Genomic DNA, 22,058 nt, shown 5'->3' with positions numbered 1-22,058 from the left:
GTTTATCAAGTTATTATAAATATAGGGTCAAAGAAGCGAAATATCAGCCGTAAAGTATAGCAAATTTATTGGGGCCTGTTGAGCATTCAACTATTAAGTCTACCAAATACTAAGTCTACTTGTAGATGTCCGTACGACCATTCGGCCCATGTTTAAAACGGCGATGGAACCACATCCACTGGGTAGGATCGATACGAATGAGCCCTTCTAACGTCTCGTTGACTCGAGTGGCGTCAGCGACCTCGTCATGACTTGGGTAGTTGTCCAACTCTGGGGTGATAGTCAGATGATAATGTGGACGCTTACCACGCGGCAGACTGTCTGGTGTCTGTCGATAAGTGTGCAGCGCCATAACCGCAGGTGGCGTGGCTTTGTTACCCATTTTTGCCATACGGCGTGACGCCGTAATCGTCGCTGCTGGCACGCCAAAGAATGGTGCCATAACGCCTTGCTTGAGACCATAGTCTTGATCAGGGGAATACCAAATAACGTGTCCTGCTTTGATTGATGTGACCAAGCTGCGCATATCTCGGCTAGAGATTTGCTTACCAAATATATTGGTACGACCATTATAAATAAACCAGTCTAATAAAGAATTGTTTTGCGTACGGTACATGCAGTCCACAGGGAAAAACTGCGCGCTCAGCAAACCACCCAAATCGAGCATGGTGTAATGTGCACCTAATAAGATGACGGGCCGCTGCTCGTTTTGAGCATTCACCAGATGCTGTAGTCCTGAGATAGATACTGTTCTAGTAAACACATTGGGGCGAAACCAAGCGCACAAGGTTTCAAATACACCAATGCCTTGATTGACAAAAACTTGCTTGGCCATCAATTCGCGTTCAGCTTCTGGTTTTTCAGGGAATGCCAGTTTGAGATTGATTAGGGTGTCACGCCGGCGTGAGCCCGCAGCATTATAAATCAAACGACCAAGCTGACGTCCGAGCCAAAATTGCCAGCGTAGCGGTAGATACATCATTGGCAACATAATCAAGAATAATAACCAGATGCCCCAGTATTTTGGTGCTAAAAACTGCCACTGAAATGGCTTTTTATCTGCTTGCGCCGTACGCTTATGATTCTGCGTAATCGTTGGGGTACCAGCAGGTATGTTAGGCGACTTGTTTGACTGCTGCATACTTGGTGACGGTACGCTGCTATTGCTAGAGGGTTTACTGTGATCGTATTGTTCAGGCGCTTTCATAATATCCTTCTACAGCACTGTCTATGACATCGCGGCTAATGATAAAAAGTTATTGATATGATGGGGTAGCGTCAAACGCTTTGCAAGTTAGAATTTTTAGAAGGTGTCTACTATGCAGTACTGATATGCAGTATTTTTCTCTAAGAATATCTTAAAGAATAATAGTGACAATAAGCGTCATTATGGGGAGAGTCTTACAGTAAACGTAGTTACATAGACAGAGTCACGTGAGTCATACGCCTCTAATAGACATAAAAAAACCTTATAAGCTGTAAACAGCTTATAAGGTTTTGCAAAACTATTCTCTTATTGAATATTGCTACTATCGCTCCGAGAAAAAGACAATAGCAACAAAAATATAAGAGAGCGCTTTGATTAACGTTTTGAGAACTGTGGACGTTTACGTGCTTTACGTAGACCAAGTTTCTTACGTTCAACTTGACGTGAGTCACGAGTAACAAAACCAGCTGCTTTTAGGGCAGGCTTCAAAGTTTCGTCAGCTTCGATCAATGCACGTGTGATGCCGTGGCGGATTGCGCCAGCTTGACCACTAATACCGCCGCCTGCAACAGTGACATACAAGTCATATGCATTAGCTGAGTCTAATAGTTCTAATGGCTGGCGAACAACCATGCGTGAAGTTTCACGGCTGAAGTATTCGTCTAGTGGCTTACCGTTAACAACGATACTACCAGTACCTTTTGATAAAAAGACACGAGCGGTAGACGTCTTGCGGCGACCAGTTCCGTAATTGCGTTCCATAAGTATATCCTTAGATGTCTAGTTCTTTAGGTTGCTGTGCAGTATGTGGATGATCAGTACCCGCATATAGCTTCAGCTTCTTGATCATTGCATAGCCAAGAGGGCCTTTTGGAAGCATACCCTTAACTGCTTTATGTAGAACATCTTCAGGCTTATGTGCAAGCAACTTATTGAAGTTGGTTTCTTTGATACCACCTGGGTAGCCACTGTGACGATAGTACTTTTTGTCTTGTGCTTTTTTACCCGTTACCGTGATTTTGTCAGCATTGATGACAACAATAAAGTCACCAGTATCAACGTGCGGAGTAAAAGAAGGCTTGTGCTTGCCACGTAAGCGAGTTGCGATTTGAGTGGCTAAGCGACCAAGGGTTTTGCCGTCAGCATCTACGACATACCAGTCATGGGTCACTTCAGCTGGTTTTGCACTAAGTGTTTTCATGATAAAACCTTAAAATTAGAATTCGTTGAGAGTTTAGCTGGGAACGGGGCTCTCAAAAAACAGACTGCACATTATAAGCAGTAGCGCCTACGCTTGCAAGCTGCATTGGGGTTTATTTTCGCCTTTATACATTAAACTGCAGCGTTAGGCCAGTTTTTAAGCGGTTTTAAACATTTTTTACAGGTATTGATTGATTTTGCTAAAGGATCTTAACAAATAATCGCTAATGATGCGCTTAGCAATTACCGTACAATTATGACAATGACAGCTGATAAAGTCCAGCAACAACTTGACCGACTTTGGTTTGTTTCAAACAATTAAAGCTTATTATTTGCTGAGTATTAGATAAATGAATATCTGGGTTTTCACTAAGTGTCTCTTCCAACTGCTTAAGCTGAGCGCTTAAATCCTTATCTGCCTCTAAATAAATAAGCGTCTTTGTATCGACCAAATCATTTGTAATGAGCGTGGTCAAAATAGGCTGCCACAGATCTTGAGCATACGGTGGATCGATGAATACAATATCGAAAGGTCGCTGAGCCGGTTGGTCTTGCTTCAGTTGGGCTTGACCCAGTACTTGCTCAGCAGTGCCAGTGATGACGCTATAAGTGGCGGTATCAAGGCGTAGCTGCTCGGCACTCTGACGTAGCATGTTGCTCTGGGCGCTATTCACTTCGATAAAAGTAGTATGTGCCGCGCCGCGAGACAAGGCTTCAAACCCTAACACGCCGCTGCCCGCACAGCTGTCGAGCACCTGTGCACCATGAATATCAGCCAGTAACCAGTTAAACAGAGTCTCACGCAAGCGATCTGGGGTGGGGCGTAACCCCTCTGCATCGATAAAGCTCACAATACGGCGCTTAAACTGTCCACCAATGATACGTACATCGCCTGCCGCTGCGTTTTTTGTTTTGTGGGTTTTTTTTGATACGCGTCCGTTTGCGGGTTTTTTCATTATGGGGTCTCGTATACTCTGTTTTGCTTAAGCGTTTTATGTAGATGGGTGTACCTAGCAGTATCTACTCAGTAATAGTTTTTTAGCAATAACGGTCAAATACTACTATTCAGAGGTTGCCGCTGCTGCCTGTGTTTCTACCTCTGCTTCTGCCGCTTCCTGCGCTTCTAAAGCTTTTGCTTCTTTTTCACGCAGTGCGTCTTGCAATGCTTTTTCAAATGCCTTTTGTCGCTTGATGACTTTTAGCTCATCGGGTGACGGCGGTAGTACAGGATCAGTTTTGCGTTGTACCATCCAATAGTCAAATAACGCACGGCCAATAGGAGCGGCTGTAGTACTACCACCGCCACCATTTTCGACCAGCACGGCAAGCGCAATTTGTGGATCTTCTACTGGCGCAAAGCCATTAAACCAAGCATGATCCCAGTGGCGCTTATCTATCGCAGACTTATCATAGCGTTTGCCCTGAGCGATAGACTTTACCTGCGCGGTACCTGTTTTACCAGCGATACGGTAGCGCGGGGTGTAGATACCGCGTCCTGTTCCGTCTTCTATCACACTCTCCATGGCATCGTGCATACGTAACCAGTCAGAAGGCTTACCGTTATAATCAATTTTGCCATCTGGTTTGGTGATTACTTTTACCTTTGCGGCACCATCGCTGCTTTTTAGCAAGTGCGGGGTAATATGTTGCCCTTTACTGGCGGTCATGGCAGTAGCGTTGGCAATCTGTAGCGGTGTGGCTAAGAAATAGCCTTGGCCAATACTGACAGAGATGGTTTCGCCTGGTAGCCAGTTCTTATCATAAGTGTCTTGCTTCCATTTTGGTGAGGGCATGATGCCTGATTTTTCATTAGGAAGGTCGATACCCGTGTCCTGCCCAAAACCAAAACGTACCATCCAGTCGTGCAAGCGCTGGATACCCATCTCATATGCTAGCTTGTAGTAATAGGTGTCGACTGACATCGCGATAGATTTTTTTAAATCAACCGTACCATGCCCCCCGCGTTTCCAGTCACGGAACCGATGTGAGTCGCCAGGTAGGCTGAAGTAACCAGGGTCGTAAATAGTAGTGTCCCAGTCTCGCAAGCCATAATGTATACCGCCCAAACCTTCGAACGGTTTGATAGTAGAGCCGGGTGGGTAGGTGCCTTGTAAGGCGCGGTTGTATAACGGCTGATCCAGGTCCTCACGCAGGGCGTCGTAGTCTTTAAATGAGATGCCCGATATGAACGGGTTAGGGTCGTAGCTTGGGTTACTGACAAACGCCAATACGTCACCATTTTTGGGATCTATCGCTACAATTGCACCGCGGCGACCATCAAGTTGCTTTTGTGCGATGGTCTGTAAGCCATAGTCCAAGCTCAGGGTTAAATCATTACCAGAGGTTGGCGGTTTGGTGTCCAATTGGCGCAAGATATTGCCATGAGCATCTGTTTCTACTGACTGGTAGCCTGGTTGCCCGAGCAAAATATCTTCGTAATAGTCTTCGATGCCAATTTTGCCAATCAGGTCAGTACCTGCATAGCGGTCTTTGTCTATACGCTTAGATTCTTTATCATTTATACGGCCAACATAACCGATAACATGAGCAAACAGCTCATCATAAGGGTAGTCGCGTGTCAGCTTACTCTGAATAGAAACCCCGCGAAAAAAAGGCTTGCGCTCGCTAAACTGAGCCAGCTGCGCTTCCGTTAAGTCGATTTTGATGGTGACAGGATCGTTTTTGTTTTTGCTTAAACGCGCCAGAATATCCGTAATGTCTTCTGCTGTTAAGTCAAAGATAGGCGCGAGCAACTTCAAGGTGCGCTCAGGATTGTCGACTTCATCGGGGCTTAACATGGCAGTAAAGACGGGTTGGTTGTCTGCCAAAATGATCCCATTACGATCATAAATATAACCACGGCTAGGCGGTGCAGATATGAGCTTGATACGATTGTTATCAGCCTGCGTGGTGTATTTATCATGAGCATAGACTTGCAGATAACCATAACGCGTTATCAAGCCGCCCAAACCAATCAATATCAAAATCCCAAAGATAATAATACGGTTAGTAAAGGTGCTATTGACCTGCTCAGTATTGGGAGTTAGCGGTTTATTCATAGAAAATCAGAGCCCAATTGGTCAGTGAGTCAGTAAAAGAGGAATAAATGGGCGGCTTGGTCAACCAAAGTGCGGTGAGTCTAAAGGATAATGCAAATGGTTTCAATCACATAGCGTGGTACGAGAGAAATTTATGAGGCGTTGATTGGTACGATCGACTGTTACGTAGGGAGTCTTTGTTGTTTCACTACAAATTATAACAGAACAAATGAAAGGGTGCAGTATTTGGCTGCTCATTTTGTTCTGACCATACGTTCTATAAGCGATGGGCCATGGTGATATCTTTGCTAATAAAGATACCGTATAAAAGATGTCATCTTTAGTCACAACTTGCTGAGGGTCTATATGTGCTAATAAATGGCAAGTATGCTAAAATCAGGCGATTTATTTTATCGTAATTGTTACGGGCAGAGCGTCTTTTGAAACGTTCTAATTTGCTAATCACTTGTTATCAGTAACGACAATAGTAGCAACGACAATTAACCTGTCAGGGACTAGAGAAGTCATGGACGTAAATTCATTGTGGCAGACAATCGCTGAACACCCAGAGTTTTTTGCCATGCTGACCATTCCACCAGTGACGGCATTCGTCACTTGGGTACATGTGTGGATGGCACTCAAGATGCTGTTTTACCCGATTAAGTTTCGGGGTATTCGTATTCCGAATTTCCCGTTTTTTGGGTTGCCAGGTATCGGTTGGCAAGGTATCGTGCCGCGCAAAGCAGGCAAGATATCGGGCGTCATCGTTGATCAGACGCTATCAAAACTCGGTTCGCTTGATGAATTTTTTAAGGCGATGGAACCGGAGCAAATGGCGCTATTTGTCACTGACACGGTGGACAAAAATCTTGAGCCGTTGATTGATGAGATTATGCTCGATCATTCGCCCGCCCTATGGGGTAATCTGCCTTACGCCCTAAAGCGCCGTGTCTATGCCCAAGCACACAAAGAGCTGCCCAGTATCATGCAGTCGCTGGTGACAGATTTGACTTATCATGTCGAAGATCTAGTCGATATGCGTAAGATGATCGTTAACACGATGGAGAACGACCGTCGTCTGATGGTTAACATGTTCCTAAGGGTCGGTCAAAAAGAGATCGATTTTATCTGGCATATCAGCGCACTGATCGGTTTGGTGTTTGGTATTATTCAGATGTTTATATTTTTGGTGGTGCCGCAGCATTGGACCGTACCGTTTTTTGCCGCGATTTGGGGATTTTTGACCAACTGGATTGCCATTTGGATGGTATTCAATCCAGTAGAGCCCCGTTTTATACCTTACTTAAAGCTATTCACGGTACAGAGCGGCTTCCCGTTTATCAAGCCAGTGATGCCGCATATCGCAAGGTATCGTTTGCAAGGCGGCTTTATGAAGCGCCAAGAGGAAGTGTCTGAAGTTTTCGCTGAGATTGTGGTAAAAGACTTGGTCACTCTTGAGAACATCATGAATGAGATGATGTATGGTGATCGTTCAGCGCAAACTCGTGAATTGATGAAGTCACATCTATATACAGTACTAGAGTCACCCGTAATCAGCACGACATTACGTGTGGGGTTGGGTCGCCGTGATTATGGGCAGCTCAAAAACACCATTATCGATAAGTCAATTGTAGCGACGATGGTACCACTGCGTGATCCTGAGCTCAATGAAAGTCGCGCCAGTAAGATATTTGGTCTGTTTCGCGATAGGATACGGGCGCTAACGCCAAATGAGTTTCAGAATCTACTGCGTCCTGCCTTTCGAGAAGACGAGATGACCTTGATTGTATTGGGCGGTCTGACGGGATTCCTGGCGGGGTGGTTACATCTGGTGCTGGTGTTTTTCCCCTCAATGCCATGATATTGATACCATAACTTCGATGCTGTAATTTAGACGCTATGATTTTGATGCAATTATTCTATCGTGAGCGCACTGCGAGCAAGAATACGATAATAAGTATTTTTAAATAGTCACACACCGCAATATCTAATACAGTTTGAATCAATAAACTAATGTAAGACCAGTGACAGATAAGCATTTTGTATCAACCATTCACGTTGATACCTCTCAATGATAGTAGCGGGTTTTAGGTGCGTCTATAGCCACTAAAACCTCAGTTTTTGACCGTAAACTATGACCGCATAAAGGACTATTTAGCGTTTGCCAGTGGCTAGCAATGCCATCGGTGAACCCTTAATTGTATCCAAGGTAAACAAGGTTAGACCGTATGTTAATCACAGAATTGGGTTATTTTGCCTTGCTGGCCGCTTTTATACTGGCGATTTTGCAGGTGGTACTACCAACTATTGGCGTTATGCGTGACCATGTCGCTTGGCAGCGTCTAGCACCAAGTCTTGCATGGGCGCAATTTGCGGCCATGATCACATCATTTGCAGCATTAATGGCAGGCTTTTATTACAATGATTTTAGTCTTGTCTACGTCACGCAGCACTCCAATACGTTGTTGCCTTGGTACTATAAGCTATCTGCGACGTGGGGCGGTCATGAAGGGTCCTTGCTACTGTGGATGACCATTATGGCCACCTGGTGTGCACTGGTCTCTTATTTTAGCCGCGGTTTACCTCTCACGATGCGTGCACGTGTACTTGTCATATTGGCTGGTGTGCAGATGATGATGCTGGCGATGCTTATCTTCACCTCATCACCATTTGATCGTACCTTGCCCAATCTGCCCGTCGATGGCGCGGATCTAAATCCTGTTTTGCAAGATTTTGGTTTGATCATTCATCCACCGATGCTCTATATGGGTTATGTGGGTTTGGTTGTGCCATTTGCTTTTTGTATGGCAGCACTGTGGGAAGGTCGCTTGGACGCGGTGTGGACACGTTGGTCACGTCCGTGGGCGCTGGCGGCTTGGGGTTTCTTAACGGTTGGTATCGCGCTTGGTTCATGGTGGGCATATTATGAGCTTGGCTGGGGCGGCTGGTGGTTCTGGGATCCTGTGGAGAACGCATCACTGATGCCATGGTTGGCAGGTACGGCGTTACTACACTCGCTTGCAGTGACTGAAAAGCGCGGCGTATTCAAGGCATGGACAATCATGCTAGCGATCTTCGCCTTTGCGCTCAGTTTATTAGGTACATTCCTTGTCCGTTCAGGTGTCATCACTTCAGTGCATTCATTTGCCGCTGATCCGACCCGTGGTTTGGTGATTCTAGCCATTCTTGGGGTGATTATTGGCGGTGGTCTTTTGATGTTTGCGGTACGTGGGTGGCGTCTGACAGTTGAGAGCCAGTATCGTCTGGTTTCGCGTGAGTCCTTCTTAGTGATTAACAACGTTATCATTTTAATTTCGACCTTGGTCGTATTGCTAGGGACGTTGTATCCCATAATCGCTGATTCGTTTAATCTGGGTCAGGTTTCTGTTGGTCCTCCGTACTTCAACGCGCTATTTGTGCCATTAACCTGGCTACTGTTAGTGGCAATGGGTATGGGCTCTAATATCCGCTGGAAACAAGACAGCCGTCCATTACTGGGTGCTGGTATGGTTATCGCCGTAAGTAGTCTGGTGTTGGCCGCGATCATTGCTTATTTCACCAGTCCATCAGCGATACTAAATATTGGTGTTACGTTGGCAGTCAGCTTTTGGGTGCTGTTCTGGATGGTGGTCGACTTTAAAGACAAGACCAAAAACGCACCAAGTCGTCTAAGTGGACTGCGTCAGTTGCGCCTAAGTTATTGGGGTCAACAAACTGCTCATATTGGGGTGCTCGTTGCAGTTATTGGTGTGGCATTTACCACTACGCTCAGTATTGAACGTGATGTGGCGCTCGGACCGAACGATAGTGTCAATGTCCAAGGCTATGATTTTACGGTACAAGGGTTTAGCGAAGTAAAAGGCAGTAACTTTGATGCTACTCAAGCTGAGGTTGCGGTAAGTAAAGACGGTAAAGAAGTGACCACGTTATACCCTGAAAAACGCAACTATATTATCAGTATGATGCCGATGACAGAGGCAGCAATTGATGCCAGCCTGATGCGTGATGTGTATGTAGCACTTGGTGAGCCAATTGCTGAGGACAGCAACGAGTGGGCGTTCCGTATCTATGTCAAACCGCTCATTCGCTGGATATGGCTGGGTGCGCTTATTATGGCGTTCGGTGGCCTACTCAGTATGCTAGACAATCGTTACCGTATCAAAAAAACCAGAACACCTGCACAGATCGCTGCCAAAAAGTCAGGGTTTACGACGGTTGCAGATTTGGATGCGTCAGTTACAAAGACAGGGGATCATTGATATGACAGCCTCAAACAACACACCTGACAACAATAAGCAGCACAGTACTGCTCAACAAGGCAACAGAAAAGCCAAAAGTAAAAAATCACTAAAAATAGGGTTTTTAATACCTTTAGTAATTTTTGTTGGCTTGCTTGCCATGCTATATATGCGTCTGGGAAAACCGACCGATATTGTGACTAATACCGCGCTTGAGCGTCCTGTGCCTGCTTTTGAGCTGCCATTGTTGTCAGATACCAGTCGTATCATGACCAATGACAACCTGCCAGATCAGCCATTCCTCATGAATATTTGGGGCTCTTGGTGTCCGACTTGTATCATTGAACATCCTTTTTTGATGACACTAGAAGAGCGCGGTGTCAACTTAGTAGGTATTAATTACAAAGATGATATCGGTGATGCATTGGGCTATCTAAATAGGGGCGGCGATCCATTCTCGATGTCTATTCAGGATCTATCAGGGCAATTTGCTTTAGATTTGGGTTTGACGGGTGCACCTGAGACCTTCGTTGTAGATGGTGAGGGGATCATTCGTCAGCATATTATCGGTGAGATCAATGAGAGCAATTGGCAAAGTCGTATCACGCCTTGTTTGATGGTGCTAAACGAAGCCAATAATAACGGTACCAGTCCAGATCCGAATCAGGTTGCGGAGGCATGTAAATGATGGCCTATCAAATAAAAACCCTGGTTATAAAACTAACAAGCGTTCTCATTGCTTGTTTATTGAGTATGACCAGCTTTGCTGCTATTGATGTTTATGACTTTGACTCTGTACAACAAGAAGCTCAGTATCGCGGTCTCATTGAAGAGCTACGCTGTCCAAAATGTCAAAACCAAAACCTAGCAGGCTCTGATGCACCAATTGCTCAAGATTTAAAACAAAAAACTTATAACATGGTCAAAGACGGCCGAAGTGATGGTGAGATTCGTGCTTATATGCAGGAACGCTATGGCGACTTTATCAGTTATAAGCCACCAGTCCGTCCTTCGACATGGATCTTGTGGTTTTTCCCACCATTATTGCTCATCATCTTGATCATTGGATGGTTTTGGCAAAGCAAACGGCGTCAGCTGGTCGCTAGTGGCGACAGTGGCGTGGCAGTAGAGCATACTACTGAGGCATTATCTGCCACCGAAAAAGCGGAGCTTGAGCGTTTGTTATCACGTGCTGATAATAAAGACGATCATGACATTACAAGCCTTGGGGGCAAAAAATGACCATATTCTCTACGGTTGGCTTATTTATTGCGCTAAGCTTACTTATTGCCTTATTGCTTGGTGTTATCGCGATCAAGCCATGGCTAAAAGCACCGCGCAAACACAGTAAGCCTGTGGACAATCAGCTATTAGATATCAACGTTGCCGTGTTCCGTGAGCGTTTGGCTGAGCTAAAAACAGATAAAGATAGTGGCATCATTGATGATCACCATTATCAAAACCAAAAGCTAGAGCTAGAACGTCAGCTCTTAGATGCTCAGCGTGAAGTCGCCCCTATGGTCACGCCTGGTATCAAAAGTCGATTGATCATCATCGTTTGGGTCCCCGTCCTTACAGCCATGGCCTACTTGATGGTCGCTGATCGTACTCCTGTGTTTGAGCTATGGGCTGCTGAGGACAAAGTAGGTCAAGTGGCTGATGATTTATTAACAGGTAAAATTGATCAGCCGCCAGCCTGGGCTATCGAAGATGGTAATCAGCTGATTAGTGCCATGCAGACCAATGTCTATCGCCATGCCTATGACTACAATCGCTGGATGCGCCTATCAGAGCTATTTTTGTCATTAGAAGCGACTGATTCAGCGCTAGAGGCTCTATCACGTGCTTATCGCCTGTCACCCGACAACGAAGAAATTGCAGCGACTTATGCGCAGATCAGTTTTTTTGCTAATCAAGGTCAGCTAGATGCTAATAGTCGCCGAGTACTAGAAGAGTTATTGGCAACTAACCCAGAGCATGAAGGTGCTCAGATGCTGATGGCAATGGGTGAGGCGCGAGCGAATAACTTTGACCAAGCACAAGGCTGGATAAAACGCTTGCGTGCTAGTATTTCTGCCAAGCCAGGCGATCATACGCAGGCGCTCTCAAGCCTAGATGAGCTGAGTGCTAATGTGGCTATCCAGCAGCAGCAAGCCTCTGAAGGTGTTGAGGTGACCGTTAAGATAAATTCAAGCTTGCTACCGTTGGTCAAAGCTGATGATGTGCTGTTTGTCGCGATTCGTGATGTCAATGGTGGACCACCGTTTGCCGCCAAGCGCTTACCGATCAGCGCCATCAAGCAAGGCGAGGCTACTATTAGCCTAAGCGATCTTGATGCTATGATGCCAGGACGTACTATAGGATCTGCTCGAGGAGACAAAGTACAGTTGGCAGTCATTGCTCGTATCAGCCACAGTGGTAACGCAGTCGCAGAGTCTGGAGACCTGTCAGGTAATCCCGTAGTGATTAGTGCTGATCAAACTCAGGCCAATGTAGAAATCAATCAGCAAATACCGTAGCATAGTCTACTCACTACAAAAGCGTAGCAGCCTCATTCTGGTTGTAAGTGAGATATATTGCTTTGCAGCAGTTAAATAACGGGTGGTTTTAATACTCTTTTAAGTTCGCTGTACTATAGACTTCTCTGTTACTATGAGTCGCTATCACCTTAGTGACACTGTCCGTTATATAAGGGCGCAACAGTGTTGTATGAACAGCTAAGTCATAGCAACTCATAACCGTAATTATGAAAATACTTGAGGTTTGCAAAGCCACAAGGTAAGGTAGCTTTGCAAACCATTAATCCCTAAGTTTTATTAATCCCAAAATCCTATCTATTAAGGAGAGTCGTGTAATGATGCGTATTATTTTGCTAGGACCACCAGGCGCCGGTAAAGGTACTCAAGCCCAGTTTATTTCTAAAGAATATGACATTCCACAGATCTCAACTGGCGACATGCTACGCGCAGCAATCAAAGAAGGTAGCGAGCTTGGCAAAAAAGCCAAGGATATTATGAATGCTGGTGGTTTGGTTTCTGATGATCTTATTATCAACCTAGTCAAAGAGCGTATCGCTAAGCCTGATTGTGTCAACGGTTGTATCTTGGATGGTTTTCCGCGTACTATTCCTCAAGCGCAGGCACTTGCAGATGCTGATGTTGCCATCGATCATGTGGTCGAAATAAGCGTACCTGATGACGAAATCGTCAGCCGTTTGTCTGGCCGTCGCCAGCATCCAGGTTCGGGTCGTGTTTACCATGTGGATCACAACCCACCAAAGGTTGATGGTATCGATGATGTCACTGGCGAAGCGCTTATTCAGCGTGAAGATGACCAAGAAGCGACTATCCGCGACCGTCTGTCTACGTATCATGAGCAAACGTCAGCATTGGTTGGTTTTTACCAAGACAAAGCGACTGAGGGTGATGATGCACCTAGCTATGATAAGTTTGATGGTACGCAAGGTATTGATGAGGTCAAGCAGCAGATCTTATCAGCGTTAAAAGGCTAATGATCGATTGTAACTAATTCATTTAGCCAGTCGATATCGTCATTAAAGACCCTGTTTGATAGCAGGGTTTTTCTATATCTGTTGATCCAATATGTCTATTAATTCAAGATCTTACAGATTTATCTTTCATGATGGCTAACAAATAATTTTGTAAATTCTCATGAGAAATCACACAAAAAAAACCGCTTACTCATTATAAGTAAACGGCCTCTTATCAAATATACGACTGGTAGAGCTCATATATTTTAATTAATGCTTATGCGTTACCTTGAGCATCCACTTGCGCTTGCTGCTGGCTTTGCGCGTATGCTTGATCAAAGTTCACAGGAGCGAGTAGTAATTGCGGGAAGCTACCACGCGTCACGATGTCGCTGATGACCTCACGAGCGTATGGGAACAGCACGTTAGGGCAGTATGCACCTAAGATTTGACCGATTTGGTCTTCTGGGATGTCTTTTAGTAAGAAAATACCTGCCTGATGCACTTCAGCGATAAACGCTGCTTCTTCCGCATTTTTGGCAGTAACGCTCACGGTAAGGATGATCTGATAATGGTCATCATCTAGCTTTTCAGCATTGCTAGACAAGTTGATATCAAGCTCTGGGTTCCACTCTTTGGTGAATACGCTCGCGCCTGGTACTTCAAGTGACATATCTTTTACGTAGATGCGCTCTAATGCCAATTGTGGTTGTGCTTGTTCTTCAGCCATGATAAATCCTCTAAAATTAAATCAAATAATTGGGCAAACGGTCATTTTAATAGAAATTCATTGTAATATAAATAGGGACGAAAACTCGATGTTTTTATCACTACTTCTTGATACTGTATTTATATCAAGGACTACATTTGAATCAAAAGCTATGTTTGAACCCACCGCTGTCTGTCTTTATAGGCATAAAAACAGACAGTAGCGTAAAGTAGCAGATTAACCTGCTAATAGCTCGTCAAGTTTGCCTTGCTGGTTCATTTGGTTAAGCTCATCAAAGCCACCAACAAAGGTATCACCAACAAAAATTTGTGGCACAGTGCGGTAGTTATTGGTTTTTTGCATCAATGCTTGGCGATCTTCACGGCTCATATCATGCATACCGATTTCTTCATAATCAACGCCTTTAGTCTTTAATAATTGTTTGGCGTTTGAGCAGTATGGGCAGATAGGTGTGGTATAAACTTTAACTGGTACAATCATGGTTAATCCTTATTTATAAATTTGTGAGACAACAGCACTATTATAGATAACACGATTAATTATCATAGTCTACGTGTTGGTATAGTCTGTTATCAATGAGTAAAGTACAAATGTATTCGGTTGTGTTCACTACTAAAGTGGGGATAGGTACGACAAATTCAAGCCGTCTCAGTTTAAAACGCCTCACAGCATTAACTTTGTCACTTTAACTTTACTGCCTTATAAGTACTGCACAAAAAAAGACACCTTATTAAGAGGTGTCTTTTTATTTTTTGAGCGCCAGTCAGGTAGTGGTAAACACTAACTAAGCATAGCGTTGAAGCAGGCTTGCTATTTGCTTAGACTGGGCTTTGACTTACCTTTCTTTGATTTAGCGTCTTTTATACCAACCAATGGCATGCCAGCACCTTGCCAACCACCGACACCGCCCTCTAGACGATAGACGTCATCTTTGCCAATCATTTGAATGGCTGCGCCTGCTTGTACGCCCATATCACAGATAATAATTACTGGCTGCTCAATCGCACGAATCTCTTCTAAGCGGTCTTTCAGGTCAGTGAATGGTATGTTGCGGCTGCCTTGAATATAACCTGATTCAAACTTCTTCTTGGCGCGAATATCGATCAGCTGCGCGTTTTGAGAGTTGACCATCATGCCAAGAGTGTTGGGCGATATTTTTCTACCGCTACGTTTGTTTTCAATGGTAAAAAACAGGATAGCAAGTACGGCTAATATACCAAATAAAAACGGGTGGTTGCCCACAAATTCCAGCGCACGATCCAAACCATACCTCCAAAAAAATAAGTGTTCTATCAGGCTGAGAAGCCAGCCCAATGATAATGAACAAGGCGCTATTATACCGATAAGGTCATCTATAGTAAACGGGCGATGACACGGTCAATAATCGAGCTGTCATCTTGCTTTTGAGATGACGTCAATTGAGCCTAATAAGAATTAGTAAGGCTTAGTATCTGCCTCTTCTCTTAGCGTCACGAGGTTTTCAACGCGGCGCTGCAATACAGTCCCATCCGCCACGGCTTGCCATAGTGCACAGCCTTTACTGTTATGAGTGTGGCGACAGTCACGGAATTGACAGTCACCGGCCAATGGCGCCAGCTCAACGAAGCCTGAAATAATATCATCAGGGGTGAGGTGCCAGATACCATACTCACGGATACCTGGGGTATCGACGATACCGCCTTGGGTAAGATCGTCTGGGTTAAATGGCAACAGTCGGCTCGTCGTGGTGGTATGTTGACCAAGCTTAGAGTTTTGCGAGATGACATTGACGCTTTGACCAGACTCTGGAAGTAGGGCATTGATCAGACTGCTTTTACCAACGCCAGATTGACCAGCAAAGATAACTAGCTTTTTATCTATGTAGCGTTTTAGCTCATCGAGTCCTTCTTGTTCGTCACTTTCGGCGACGTTTTCAGGACAATCGACCGAGGTGAGTACGCTCTCATAGCCAAGTGCTGCATACTGTGCCAATAACTCATTGGTATCAACACCGTTTTCTTGAGCCAACAGATCGGCTTTGTTGAGGACGAGTAGTGGTTTGACACCCGCGTGATGGCACACCACCAGATAGCGATCGATTAGTGTTGGCGCGGCGGCAGGCAATGGGGCAAAGACGATGGCCAGAATATCAACATTGGCGGCGACGGGTTTGAGCTTATGATAACGATCAGGACGAGAGACCAGTGAGGTACGCGGCTTGACCGCTTCGATACGTCCAAAGCCGGTGTTGGAGTCGGCATTCCAGCGTACTTGGTCGCCAGCGGCTAGCATCGGTAGATTGGTACGTACATGACAGCGCCAGATGTCGCCAAGCGCGAGCGCTTGCCAAAACGGCTCAGGATCATCAGGGGCGACTTCTGGCTGTTCAGGTATCACTGAAGGCAGGCTTGTGACTTGTACTTCTAATTGCTTACCGTAGTGCGCCATGACCACGCCATCCATCAAGCTATCATCGATGCTGTCTTGATTGGACAGTTGCTGCTTGTCGATGCGACGAATCTGTTGTTTAGTCAGTTTGCGTTGCCGGATTAATGCCATGGGTTTGTGACCTATTATAAAAATATTGCTAAGTGTAGCGTGAAAATTTGCTAACATACAGCCTAAAGCGTCTGCGGCAGACAGTGGTTTTGTAATATTGTAGCGACTCTAAAGGTTTTCTGAACCGAATAGCGCGTTGTAATACTGCTCGAGCACGGATGTCTACGTGTAATACGTTTTTTCAATTGTTTTTCTAAAGTTGCTTTTCCAAAATTATGAATGATAGGATATTTTATGGCTACCGGTGACCATCCCAATAAGATTAAGATCAAAAACCAAGGTAAAAAAGGGCTGGTATGGATTGACTTAGAAATGACCGGACTCGATACGTTAAACGATGAGATTATTGAGATTGCCACCGTCGTAACTGATGAAGATTTGAACGTGCTTGCCGAAGGGCCTGTGTTTGCGATCAAGGTGTCGGATCAAGTTTTAAATAAGATGGATGATTGGAATACCAAGCAGCATGGACAGTCAGGATTGGTCGACCGTGTGCGCCGTAGTACGGTGACACTGGCAGAAGCGGAAGCTGAGACCATTAAGTTCCTAAATAAATGGGTTGATAGTGGTAAGTCACCAATGTGCGGTAACTCTATCTGCCAAGATCGTCGCTTTATGGCGCGCCAAATGCCAGAGCTTGAGCGCTTCTTTCATTATCGTAATCTTGATGTGTCGTCGATCAAAGAGCTGTGTTTCCGCTGGCGTCCTGACATTCTAAAGAACTTTGAAAAAGGCGGCAGTCATTTAGCTTTAGACGATATTCGTGACTCTATTCGTGAGCTAAAGCACTATCGTCAGCATTTCTTTAAATTGATGGACTAGAGAGCAAGCGATAAGTAGCTCAAGCATGTAGTAAACATAAAAAGGGTCTGTTGAACTATCGACAGACCCTTTTTATATTGAAAAGATGTTTTTGAAGATGCATTGTTTAAAATGCCATTAAGTTTAAAACGCCATTACACGCATTTTAGCGAACAAGAAATTCAAACTCGTACAACTTAAACTCAGCATCATTACTATTCAAACTCTCATTTGAATGCTCGTCTTCTGTTACCGCGCCAATTACCGCATTAACTTTTGGCTGGCGAGCGTCTTTACCTAACAGTCGCCAGTCGCCAAGCACATAGCGCTTTTTATCAGTGGTAGCTTGATGGATATCGGGACGGTGGGTATGACCGTGCAGTAGTGCATCGCTAGCAGTAATGGCTTGATATACGGCTTTATCATTCACATCCATGATATAAGCGGCTTTATTGGCATTATTTTTCTGGCTTTTTTTGCGCATATTATCTGCGATGGCTAAGCGTTTTTCTAATGACTTGTTGAGCAGATACCACTGAGTCAGACGGTTACGCATGATTTTACGAAAGAACTGATACTTCTTGTCATCCGTGCAGAGTGCGTCACCGTGTTCCAAGCGGTAATTCTGTTGACCAATAGCCAAAGTATACGGTTCGCTGATCAACTCACCACCGAATAGATTACAAAACGGCTGACCCAACAAAAAATCACGATTGCCATGCATGACCAATATCTCGCAACCATTGATACGTAGCTGCTTGAGTTTGGCGATAAGCGGCGTTAGCCAATGCGTTATTTGTTCGTCCTCTGACCCTTCTTCTTTTAATAGGGGTAAATACATATCATCGCCTAGCCATACCTCAAACCAATCACCCAATATAAAGAGACGCTTAAGAGCAGGCAGAGCAAAACAGTCATCCAGCAGCGTCAAAAAAGCCTGCACTAAGGCAGGCTCCTGAGGCGATAAATGCAAATCGCTAATCAATACTTGCCGCACTTGATGAGGGCGGGTCGTGATTAAGTGATCAAAACTTTGCATTTATCTTTGTCCTCGTGACTTATCGTATAGCGAGCATGACTCAATAAGTTCTACTACAAAATGCTCGCTCATTCACAGCTATTATTGAGTAGCTGCTATTAAGTAGCTTTTATCGAATAGCTATTACTGAGTAACGATGGTTGCTGAATTGATAACAACTGGCTCTTTTGGCACATCAGCATGCATACCGAAACGACCCGTTGGGACGCTGCGCATTTTTTCGATAACGTCCATACCGCTAGTTACTTTACCAAATACGGTGTAACCCCAACCTTGCATGTTTTTGCCAGAGTGGTTTAGGAAGTCGTTGTCTTTTACGTTGATGAAGAACTGGCTGGTTGCTGAATGCGGATCTTGGGTACGCGCCATTGCGATAGTACCTTTGTCATTTTTCAGGCCGTTGTCCGCTTCGTTTTCGATAGGCGCATTGGTTGGTTTTTCATTCATCTCAGCGTCCATTCCACCGCCTTGAATCATGAAACCATCAATGATGCGATGGAAAATCGTACCGTCATACTGACCAGATTTTACATAGTTCAAAAAGTTTTCTACGGTTTTTGGCGCTTTTTCTTCGTTGAGTTCGATAACGATCGCACCCATATTGGTTTCAAGTTCTACTACTGGTGGCATGTCTACCATGGGATATTCCTTTTTGATTGCAGCGCCTTAAATGACGCTGTCAAGTGGTGGTTAAAAGTTGGTGTTTAAAAAGTTACGGGTAGTCTAACGGCTTTTTTATCCCGTGTCATGTATCAGGCTGTTAATGCGTTTGCGAAACCTGATAGAATAACGCAACTTTACCTATTTTTGATCAGCTTTGACAAATTGTGATAATGCGGTTGCACTATCCAAGTTTTTATATTCTCGCTTTATTTTAATACTTTAGTTTAAACGTTTCGTGATGCGTGATGGCACGCACCATGAACTGACAATTTGCGTTAGGAGCAATACCCGATGAGTGAGCACTCAAACAACACTGCACAAAAAGACGAACCAAAAAATGATTTTATTCGTAATATCATTCGTGACGATGTCAATGCGCAAAAGTATGAGCAAATTGTCACGCGTTTTCCGCCTGAGCCAAATGGCTACTTACACTTAGGTCATGTCAAATCTATCTGCCTAAACTTTGGGGTGGCCGAAGAGTTTGGCGGTGTATGCAACCTGCGTTTTGATGACACCAACCCAACCGCAGAAAAACAAGATTTCATTGATAATATTGAAAATGATGTGAAGTGGCTCGGTTTTGAGTGGGCAGGCGAGGCGTACCACGCATCAAGTTATTTTGATCAGCTGCATGCATGGGCAATCCAGTTGATTGAGCAAGGCGACGCCTATGTTGATTTACAGTCGCCTGAGCAAATTAAAGAAAACCGTGGCTCATTTAATGAAGCGGGCACGCCTTCACCATATCGTGATGCCAGCGTCGAAGAAAATCTAGCGCTTTTCAATGATATGAAAGAAGGTAAATACGCTGAAGGTAAGGCTATTTTGCGCGCCAAGATTGATATGGCAAGTCCAAATATGAACTTGCGTGACCCTGTTATTTATCGCGTCATGCATCAATCCCATCATCAAACTGGTGACAAATGGTGTATCTATCCGATGTATGACTTTGCTCATCCGCTCTCTGATGCGCTTGAAGGTATTACTCATTCGTTGTGTACCCTTGAGTTTGAGGATCACCGTCCGTTCTACGACTGGGTCATCGAAAAAGTCGGCTTTGATGTGCCGCCGCACCAGTACGAATTTAGTCGCTTAAACGTTGATCACACATTGACCAGTAAGCGTAAGCTCAAGCAACTTGTTGATGAAGGCATCGTGAGCGGTTGGGACGATCCACGTATGCCGACCGTCGCTGGTATGCGCCGCCGTGGTTATACGCCAGAGGGCTTGCGTGATTTTTGTGAGCGTGTGGGTGTGACCAAAGCGGATAGTGTGGTTGACTTTCGTCTATTAGAGTTTAGCGTTCGTCAGTCATTAGAGACAATGACTGCGCGCGGTATGGCGGTGTTAAAGCCACTAAAAGTGACGATTACTAACTTTAGCGAAGCGGTCAGCAGCTGGGAGACACAAAAAGCCGATAGTGTGAACGCGCGTTTTGATGATGAGGCGCAGACGCTTTGGTTGACTCAGCCCAAACACCCTAACGTCGACATGGGTGAGCGCGAGATCCCATTTACCGAGACGCTATACATTGATCAAGGTGATTACGAGATTGAACCACCAGCAGGTTATAAGCGTCTCTCTCCAGAAAAGCCAGAGATTCGTTTGCGGAACACCTACGTGTTAGCCGTCACTGAGCATATCACTGACGAGAGTGGCAATGTCGTCGAGCTAAAAGCAACGATTGATCCTGCCACTCTTGGCAACAACCCTGAGGGTCGCAAGGTTAAAGGGGTGATTCACTGGGTATCTGCCAGTCAAGGCGTACCAGCAATCGTACGTATGTATGAGCAGCTATTTAGCGTTGAGGATCCAAGTAGCGTCGCTGACGTTCATCAGGCATTGAATGCTAACTCATTAACTGAGCTAAATGCTGTCGTTGAGCCATCTTTAGCCAGTGCTGATGCTGGCACGCGTTTCCAGTTTGAGCGCGAAGGGTATTTTATCTCTGATAGCGAAGATCACAGTACTGATAAGCCAGTATTTAACCAAATCGTTAGCTTACGCGACAGCTATAAGCCCGCTTAATCTGATACTGACTAAATCTATAAAAGGCATTACCACGGAAGCTGATGTGTTGAGATAATACTGAACAATAGTAGTTTGCAAGCAAGCCCATTTCTAGTACGCTAGGGATGGGCTTTTTTTGGACAATTATAAAGTTTTTGACAGTAATATTTGAGGAAATGAGCATGGCAAAATTTTTGAACAGCAGTGGGACGACCTATCATCTAGAAGAACTGATTAAAAACGCTTCTGATCGGTTGATTATTATTAGCCCATATTTGAAGCTTAATGAACGTATCAAAGAATTATTAGAAGACCGCAACCGTCTCAAGATCGACATTCGCATTGTTTATGGCAAGAATGATTTACATCCAGAGGAAATAAATTGGCTAAAAAACTTAACGTTTATTCGTACTAGCTTTTGCAAAAACTTGCATGCCAAATGCTACCTGAATGAAAACGAATGCATTATTACCAGTTTAAATCTTTATGAATTTAGCCAGGTCAATAATAATGAAATGGGCGTGCTGATTTATCGTAATGACGATGCCAAACTTTATGCCGATACTTACGAAGAAGCGCAGCGCATCATTCGTATCAGTGATGAGGTTAGAATGTCTCTTGAAAAGGTAAGTGAAACCCAAAGTCAGCCTGAACCTAATACCAAAACAGCAAGTACAGCATCTCAGACGCCAGTAACGTCGACTGCGCCAACGACAGATGCCACACCTAATTATTCTAAATTGACCACTGCCAAGCTTGCCAAAGAATTGGGCGTTAAGACACAGGAGCTTAATGAAAAATTGCTTGCAGCAGGTTACCTACAATCTCAAGAGGGTGAGCTTGTATTGACTGATGCTGGACGTGCTGCTGGTGGCACTAGTAAAAAGGGCAAGTTTGGTGAGTTTTGCTTGTGGGATGCAGGCATGGTTGTATAAGAAGCTGTGAGAATAGTTACTTGTTTGCTAAGTGGTAAATGGAATAACCGCATTACAATCCGTCACAAGACATTCATAACCAGTTTGTTACTATAAAGTCAGTTTTTAGGGATGTGCTTGGTTTTTACTACTCAGCACATCGAAGATAATAATAGAGCGCGAGACC

The 22,058-nt window shown here is 44.6% G+C and carries 20 protein-coding genes; 9 read left to right on the top strand and 11 right to left on the bottom strand.

Annotation, left to right across the window (positions count from 1 at the left end; translation table 11 throughout):
- Positions 1-115: 115 nt before the first annotated feature.
- From AC5JPY_RS03920 to mrdA, 5 genes are all read right to left on the bottom strand, one after another.
- Positions 116-1,207, bottom strand: a complete 1,092-nt coding sequence (locus tag AC5JPY_RS03920) for an LpxL/LpxP family acyltransferase (RefSeq protein ID WP_443526090.1) — start codon at positions 1,205-1,207, stop codon at positions 116-118.
- A gap of 375 nt (positions 1,208-1,582) precedes the next feature.
- On the bottom strand, positions 1,583-1,969 hold the full coding sequence (gene rpsI / locus AC5JPY_RS03915) for a 30S ribosomal protein S9 (protein WP_021813618.1): 387 nt from the start codon (positions 1,967-1,969) through the stop codon (positions 1,583-1,585).
- Between the two features lie 10 nt (positions 1,970-1,979).
- The gene (gene rplM / locus AC5JPY_RS03910; RefSeq protein WP_057761004.1) at positions 1,980-2,408 is read right to left on the bottom strand and encodes a 50S ribosomal protein L13; all 429 of its coding nucleotides are present in this window, start codon (positions 2,406-2,408) and stop codon (positions 1,980-1,982) included.
- Positions 2,409-2,661: 253 nt separating this feature from the next.
- Positions 2,662-3,363 (bottom strand): 16S rRNA (guanine(966)-N(2))-methyltransferase RsmD, encoded by a 702-nt coding sequence (gene rsmD / locus AC5JPY_RS03905; RefSeq protein ID WP_443526093.1) that lies wholly within the window; start codon positions 3,361-3,363, stop codon positions 2,662-2,664.
- A gap of 105 nt (positions 3,364-3,468) precedes the next feature.
- On the bottom strand, positions 3,469-5,466 hold the full coding sequence (gene mrdA, locus AC5JPY_RS03900) for a penicillin-binding protein 2 (RefSeq protein WP_443526095.1): 1,998 nt from the start codon (positions 5,464-5,466) through the stop codon (positions 3,469-3,471).
- 505 nt (positions 5,467-5,971) lie between these two features.
- Here mrdA and AC5JPY_RS03895 point away from each other — a divergent pair.
- The 6 genes from AC5JPY_RS03895 (at position 5,972) to adk (ending at position 13,194) form a co-directional block, all read left to right on the top strand.
- Positions 5,972-7,306, top strand: coding sequence for a DUF445 domain-containing protein (locus tag AC5JPY_RS03895; RefSeq protein WP_319050646.1), 1,335 nt, complete (start codon positions 5,972-5,974; stop codon positions 7,304-7,306).
- A gap of 367 nt (positions 7,307-7,673) precedes the next feature.
- Positions 7,674-9,704: a heme lyase CcmF/NrfE family subunit gene (locus AC5JPY_RS03890; RefSeq protein ID WP_443526097.1), complete on the top strand. Its 2,031-nt coding sequence runs from the start codon at positions 7,674-7,676 to the stop codon at positions 9,702-9,704.
- Between the two features lies 1 nt (position 9,705).
- Positions 9,706-10,371, top strand: coding sequence for a DsbE family thiol:disulfide interchange protein (locus tag AC5JPY_RS03885; RefSeq protein ID WP_319050644.1), 666 nt, complete (start codon positions 9,706-9,708; stop codon positions 10,369-10,371).
- 65 nt (positions 10,372-10,436) lie between these two features.
- On the top strand, positions 10,437-10,925 hold the full coding sequence (locus tag AC5JPY_RS03880; RefSeq protein ID WP_442967645.1) for a cytochrome c-type biogenesis protein: 489 nt from the start codon (positions 10,437-10,439) through the stop codon (positions 10,923-10,925).
- Positions 10,922-12,202 (top strand): c-type cytochrome biogenesis protein CcmI, encoded by a 1,281-nt coding sequence (gene ccmI / locus AC5JPY_RS03875; RefSeq protein WP_319050642.1) that lies wholly within the window; start codon positions 10,922-10,924, stop codon positions 12,200-12,202. The genes AC5JPY_RS03880 and ccmI overlap by 4 nt, the downstream gene beginning before the upstream one ends.
- 338 nt (positions 12,203-12,540) lie before the next feature.
- The gene (gene adk, locus AC5JPY_RS03870) at positions 12,541-13,194 is read left to right on the top strand and encodes an adenylate kinase (RefSeq protein WP_319050671.1); all 654 of its coding nucleotides are present in this window, start codon (positions 12,541-12,543) and stop codon (positions 13,192-13,194) included.
- Positions 13,195-13,450: 256 nt separating this feature from the next.
- On the opposite strand, the gene secB is transcribed toward adk, so the two are convergent.
- The 4 genes from secB to rsgA all read right to left on the bottom strand — a co-directional run bounded on the left by secB (position 13,451) and on the right by rsgA (position 16,441).
- Positions 13,451-13,903 (bottom strand): protein-export chaperone SecB, encoded by a 453-nt coding sequence (gene secB, locus AC5JPY_RS03865; protein WP_057760989.1) that lies wholly within the window; start codon positions 13,901-13,903, stop codon positions 13,451-13,453.
- Between the two features lie 216 nt (positions 13,904-14,119).
- Positions 14,120-14,383 carry a glutaredoxin 3 gene (grxC, locus tag AC5JPY_RS03860; protein WP_443526099.1) on the bottom strand — a complete coding sequence of 88 codons (264 nt, stop codon included), beginning with the start codon at positions 14,381-14,383 and terminating at the stop codon, positions 14,120-14,122.
- A gap of 330 nt (positions 14,384-14,713) precedes the next feature.
- On the bottom strand, positions 14,714-15,166 hold the full coding sequence (locus tag AC5JPY_RS03855) for a rhodanese-like domain-containing protein (protein WP_319050640.1): 453 nt from the start codon (positions 15,164-15,166) through the stop codon (positions 14,714-14,716).
- Between the two features lie 171 nt (positions 15,167-15,337).
- Complete coding sequence (gene rsgA / locus AC5JPY_RS03850; RefSeq protein WP_443526101.1) at positions 15,338-16,441, bottom strand: ribosome small subunit-dependent GTPase A; 1,104 nt, start codon at positions 16,439-16,441, stop codon at positions 15,338-15,340.
- A gap of 234 nt (positions 16,442-16,675) precedes the next feature.
- On the opposite strand from rsgA, the gene orn reads away from it, so the two are divergent.
- Positions 16,676-17,263 (top strand): oligoribonuclease, encoded by a 588-nt coding sequence (gene orn, locus AC5JPY_RS03845; RefSeq protein ID WP_201598474.1) that lies wholly within the window; start codon positions 16,676-16,678, stop codon positions 17,261-17,263.
- Positions 17,264-17,408: 145 nt separating this feature from the next.
- On the opposite strand, the gene AC5JPY_RS03840 is transcribed toward orn, so the two are convergent.
- Together AC5JPY_RS03840 and AC5JPY_RS03835 are read right to left on the bottom strand one after the other, a co-directional pair.
- On the bottom strand, positions 17,409-18,281 hold the full coding sequence (locus tag AC5JPY_RS03840; protein WP_443526103.1) for a UDP-2,3-diacylglucosamine diphosphatase: 873 nt from the start codon (positions 18,279-18,281) through the stop codon (positions 17,409-17,411).
- A gap of 123 nt (positions 18,282-18,404) precedes the next feature.
- The gene (locus AC5JPY_RS03835) at positions 18,405-18,920 is read right to left on the bottom strand and encodes a peptidylprolyl isomerase (RefSeq protein WP_179798385.1); all 516 of its coding nucleotides are present in this window, start codon (positions 18,918-18,920) and stop codon (positions 18,405-18,407) included.
- A gap of 315 nt (positions 18,921-19,235) precedes the next feature.
- Here AC5JPY_RS03835 and AC5JPY_RS03830 point away from each other — a divergent pair, with 315 nt between their 5' ends.
- Both AC5JPY_RS03830 and AC5JPY_RS03825 read left to right on the top strand, forming a co-directional pair.
- Positions 19,236-20,975 (top strand): glutamine--tRNA ligase/YqeY domain fusion protein, encoded by a 1,740-nt coding sequence (locus tag AC5JPY_RS03830; protein WP_443526105.1) that lies wholly within the window; start codon positions 19,236-19,238, stop codon positions 20,973-20,975.
- A 164-nt stretch (positions 20,976-21,139) separates the two neighbouring features.
- Positions 21,140-21,892: a phospholipase D family protein gene (locus tag AC5JPY_RS03825; protein WP_443526106.1), complete on the top strand. Its 753-nt coding sequence runs from the start codon at positions 21,140-21,142 to the stop codon at positions 21,890-21,892.
- Positions 21,893-22,058: the final 166 nt, after the last annotated feature.

This window comes from Psychrobacter sp. H27 (assembly GCF_059072655.1).
Note: the sequence above shows the minus strand (reverse complement) of the source record. Positions and strands in the feature narration are given on the sequence as shown.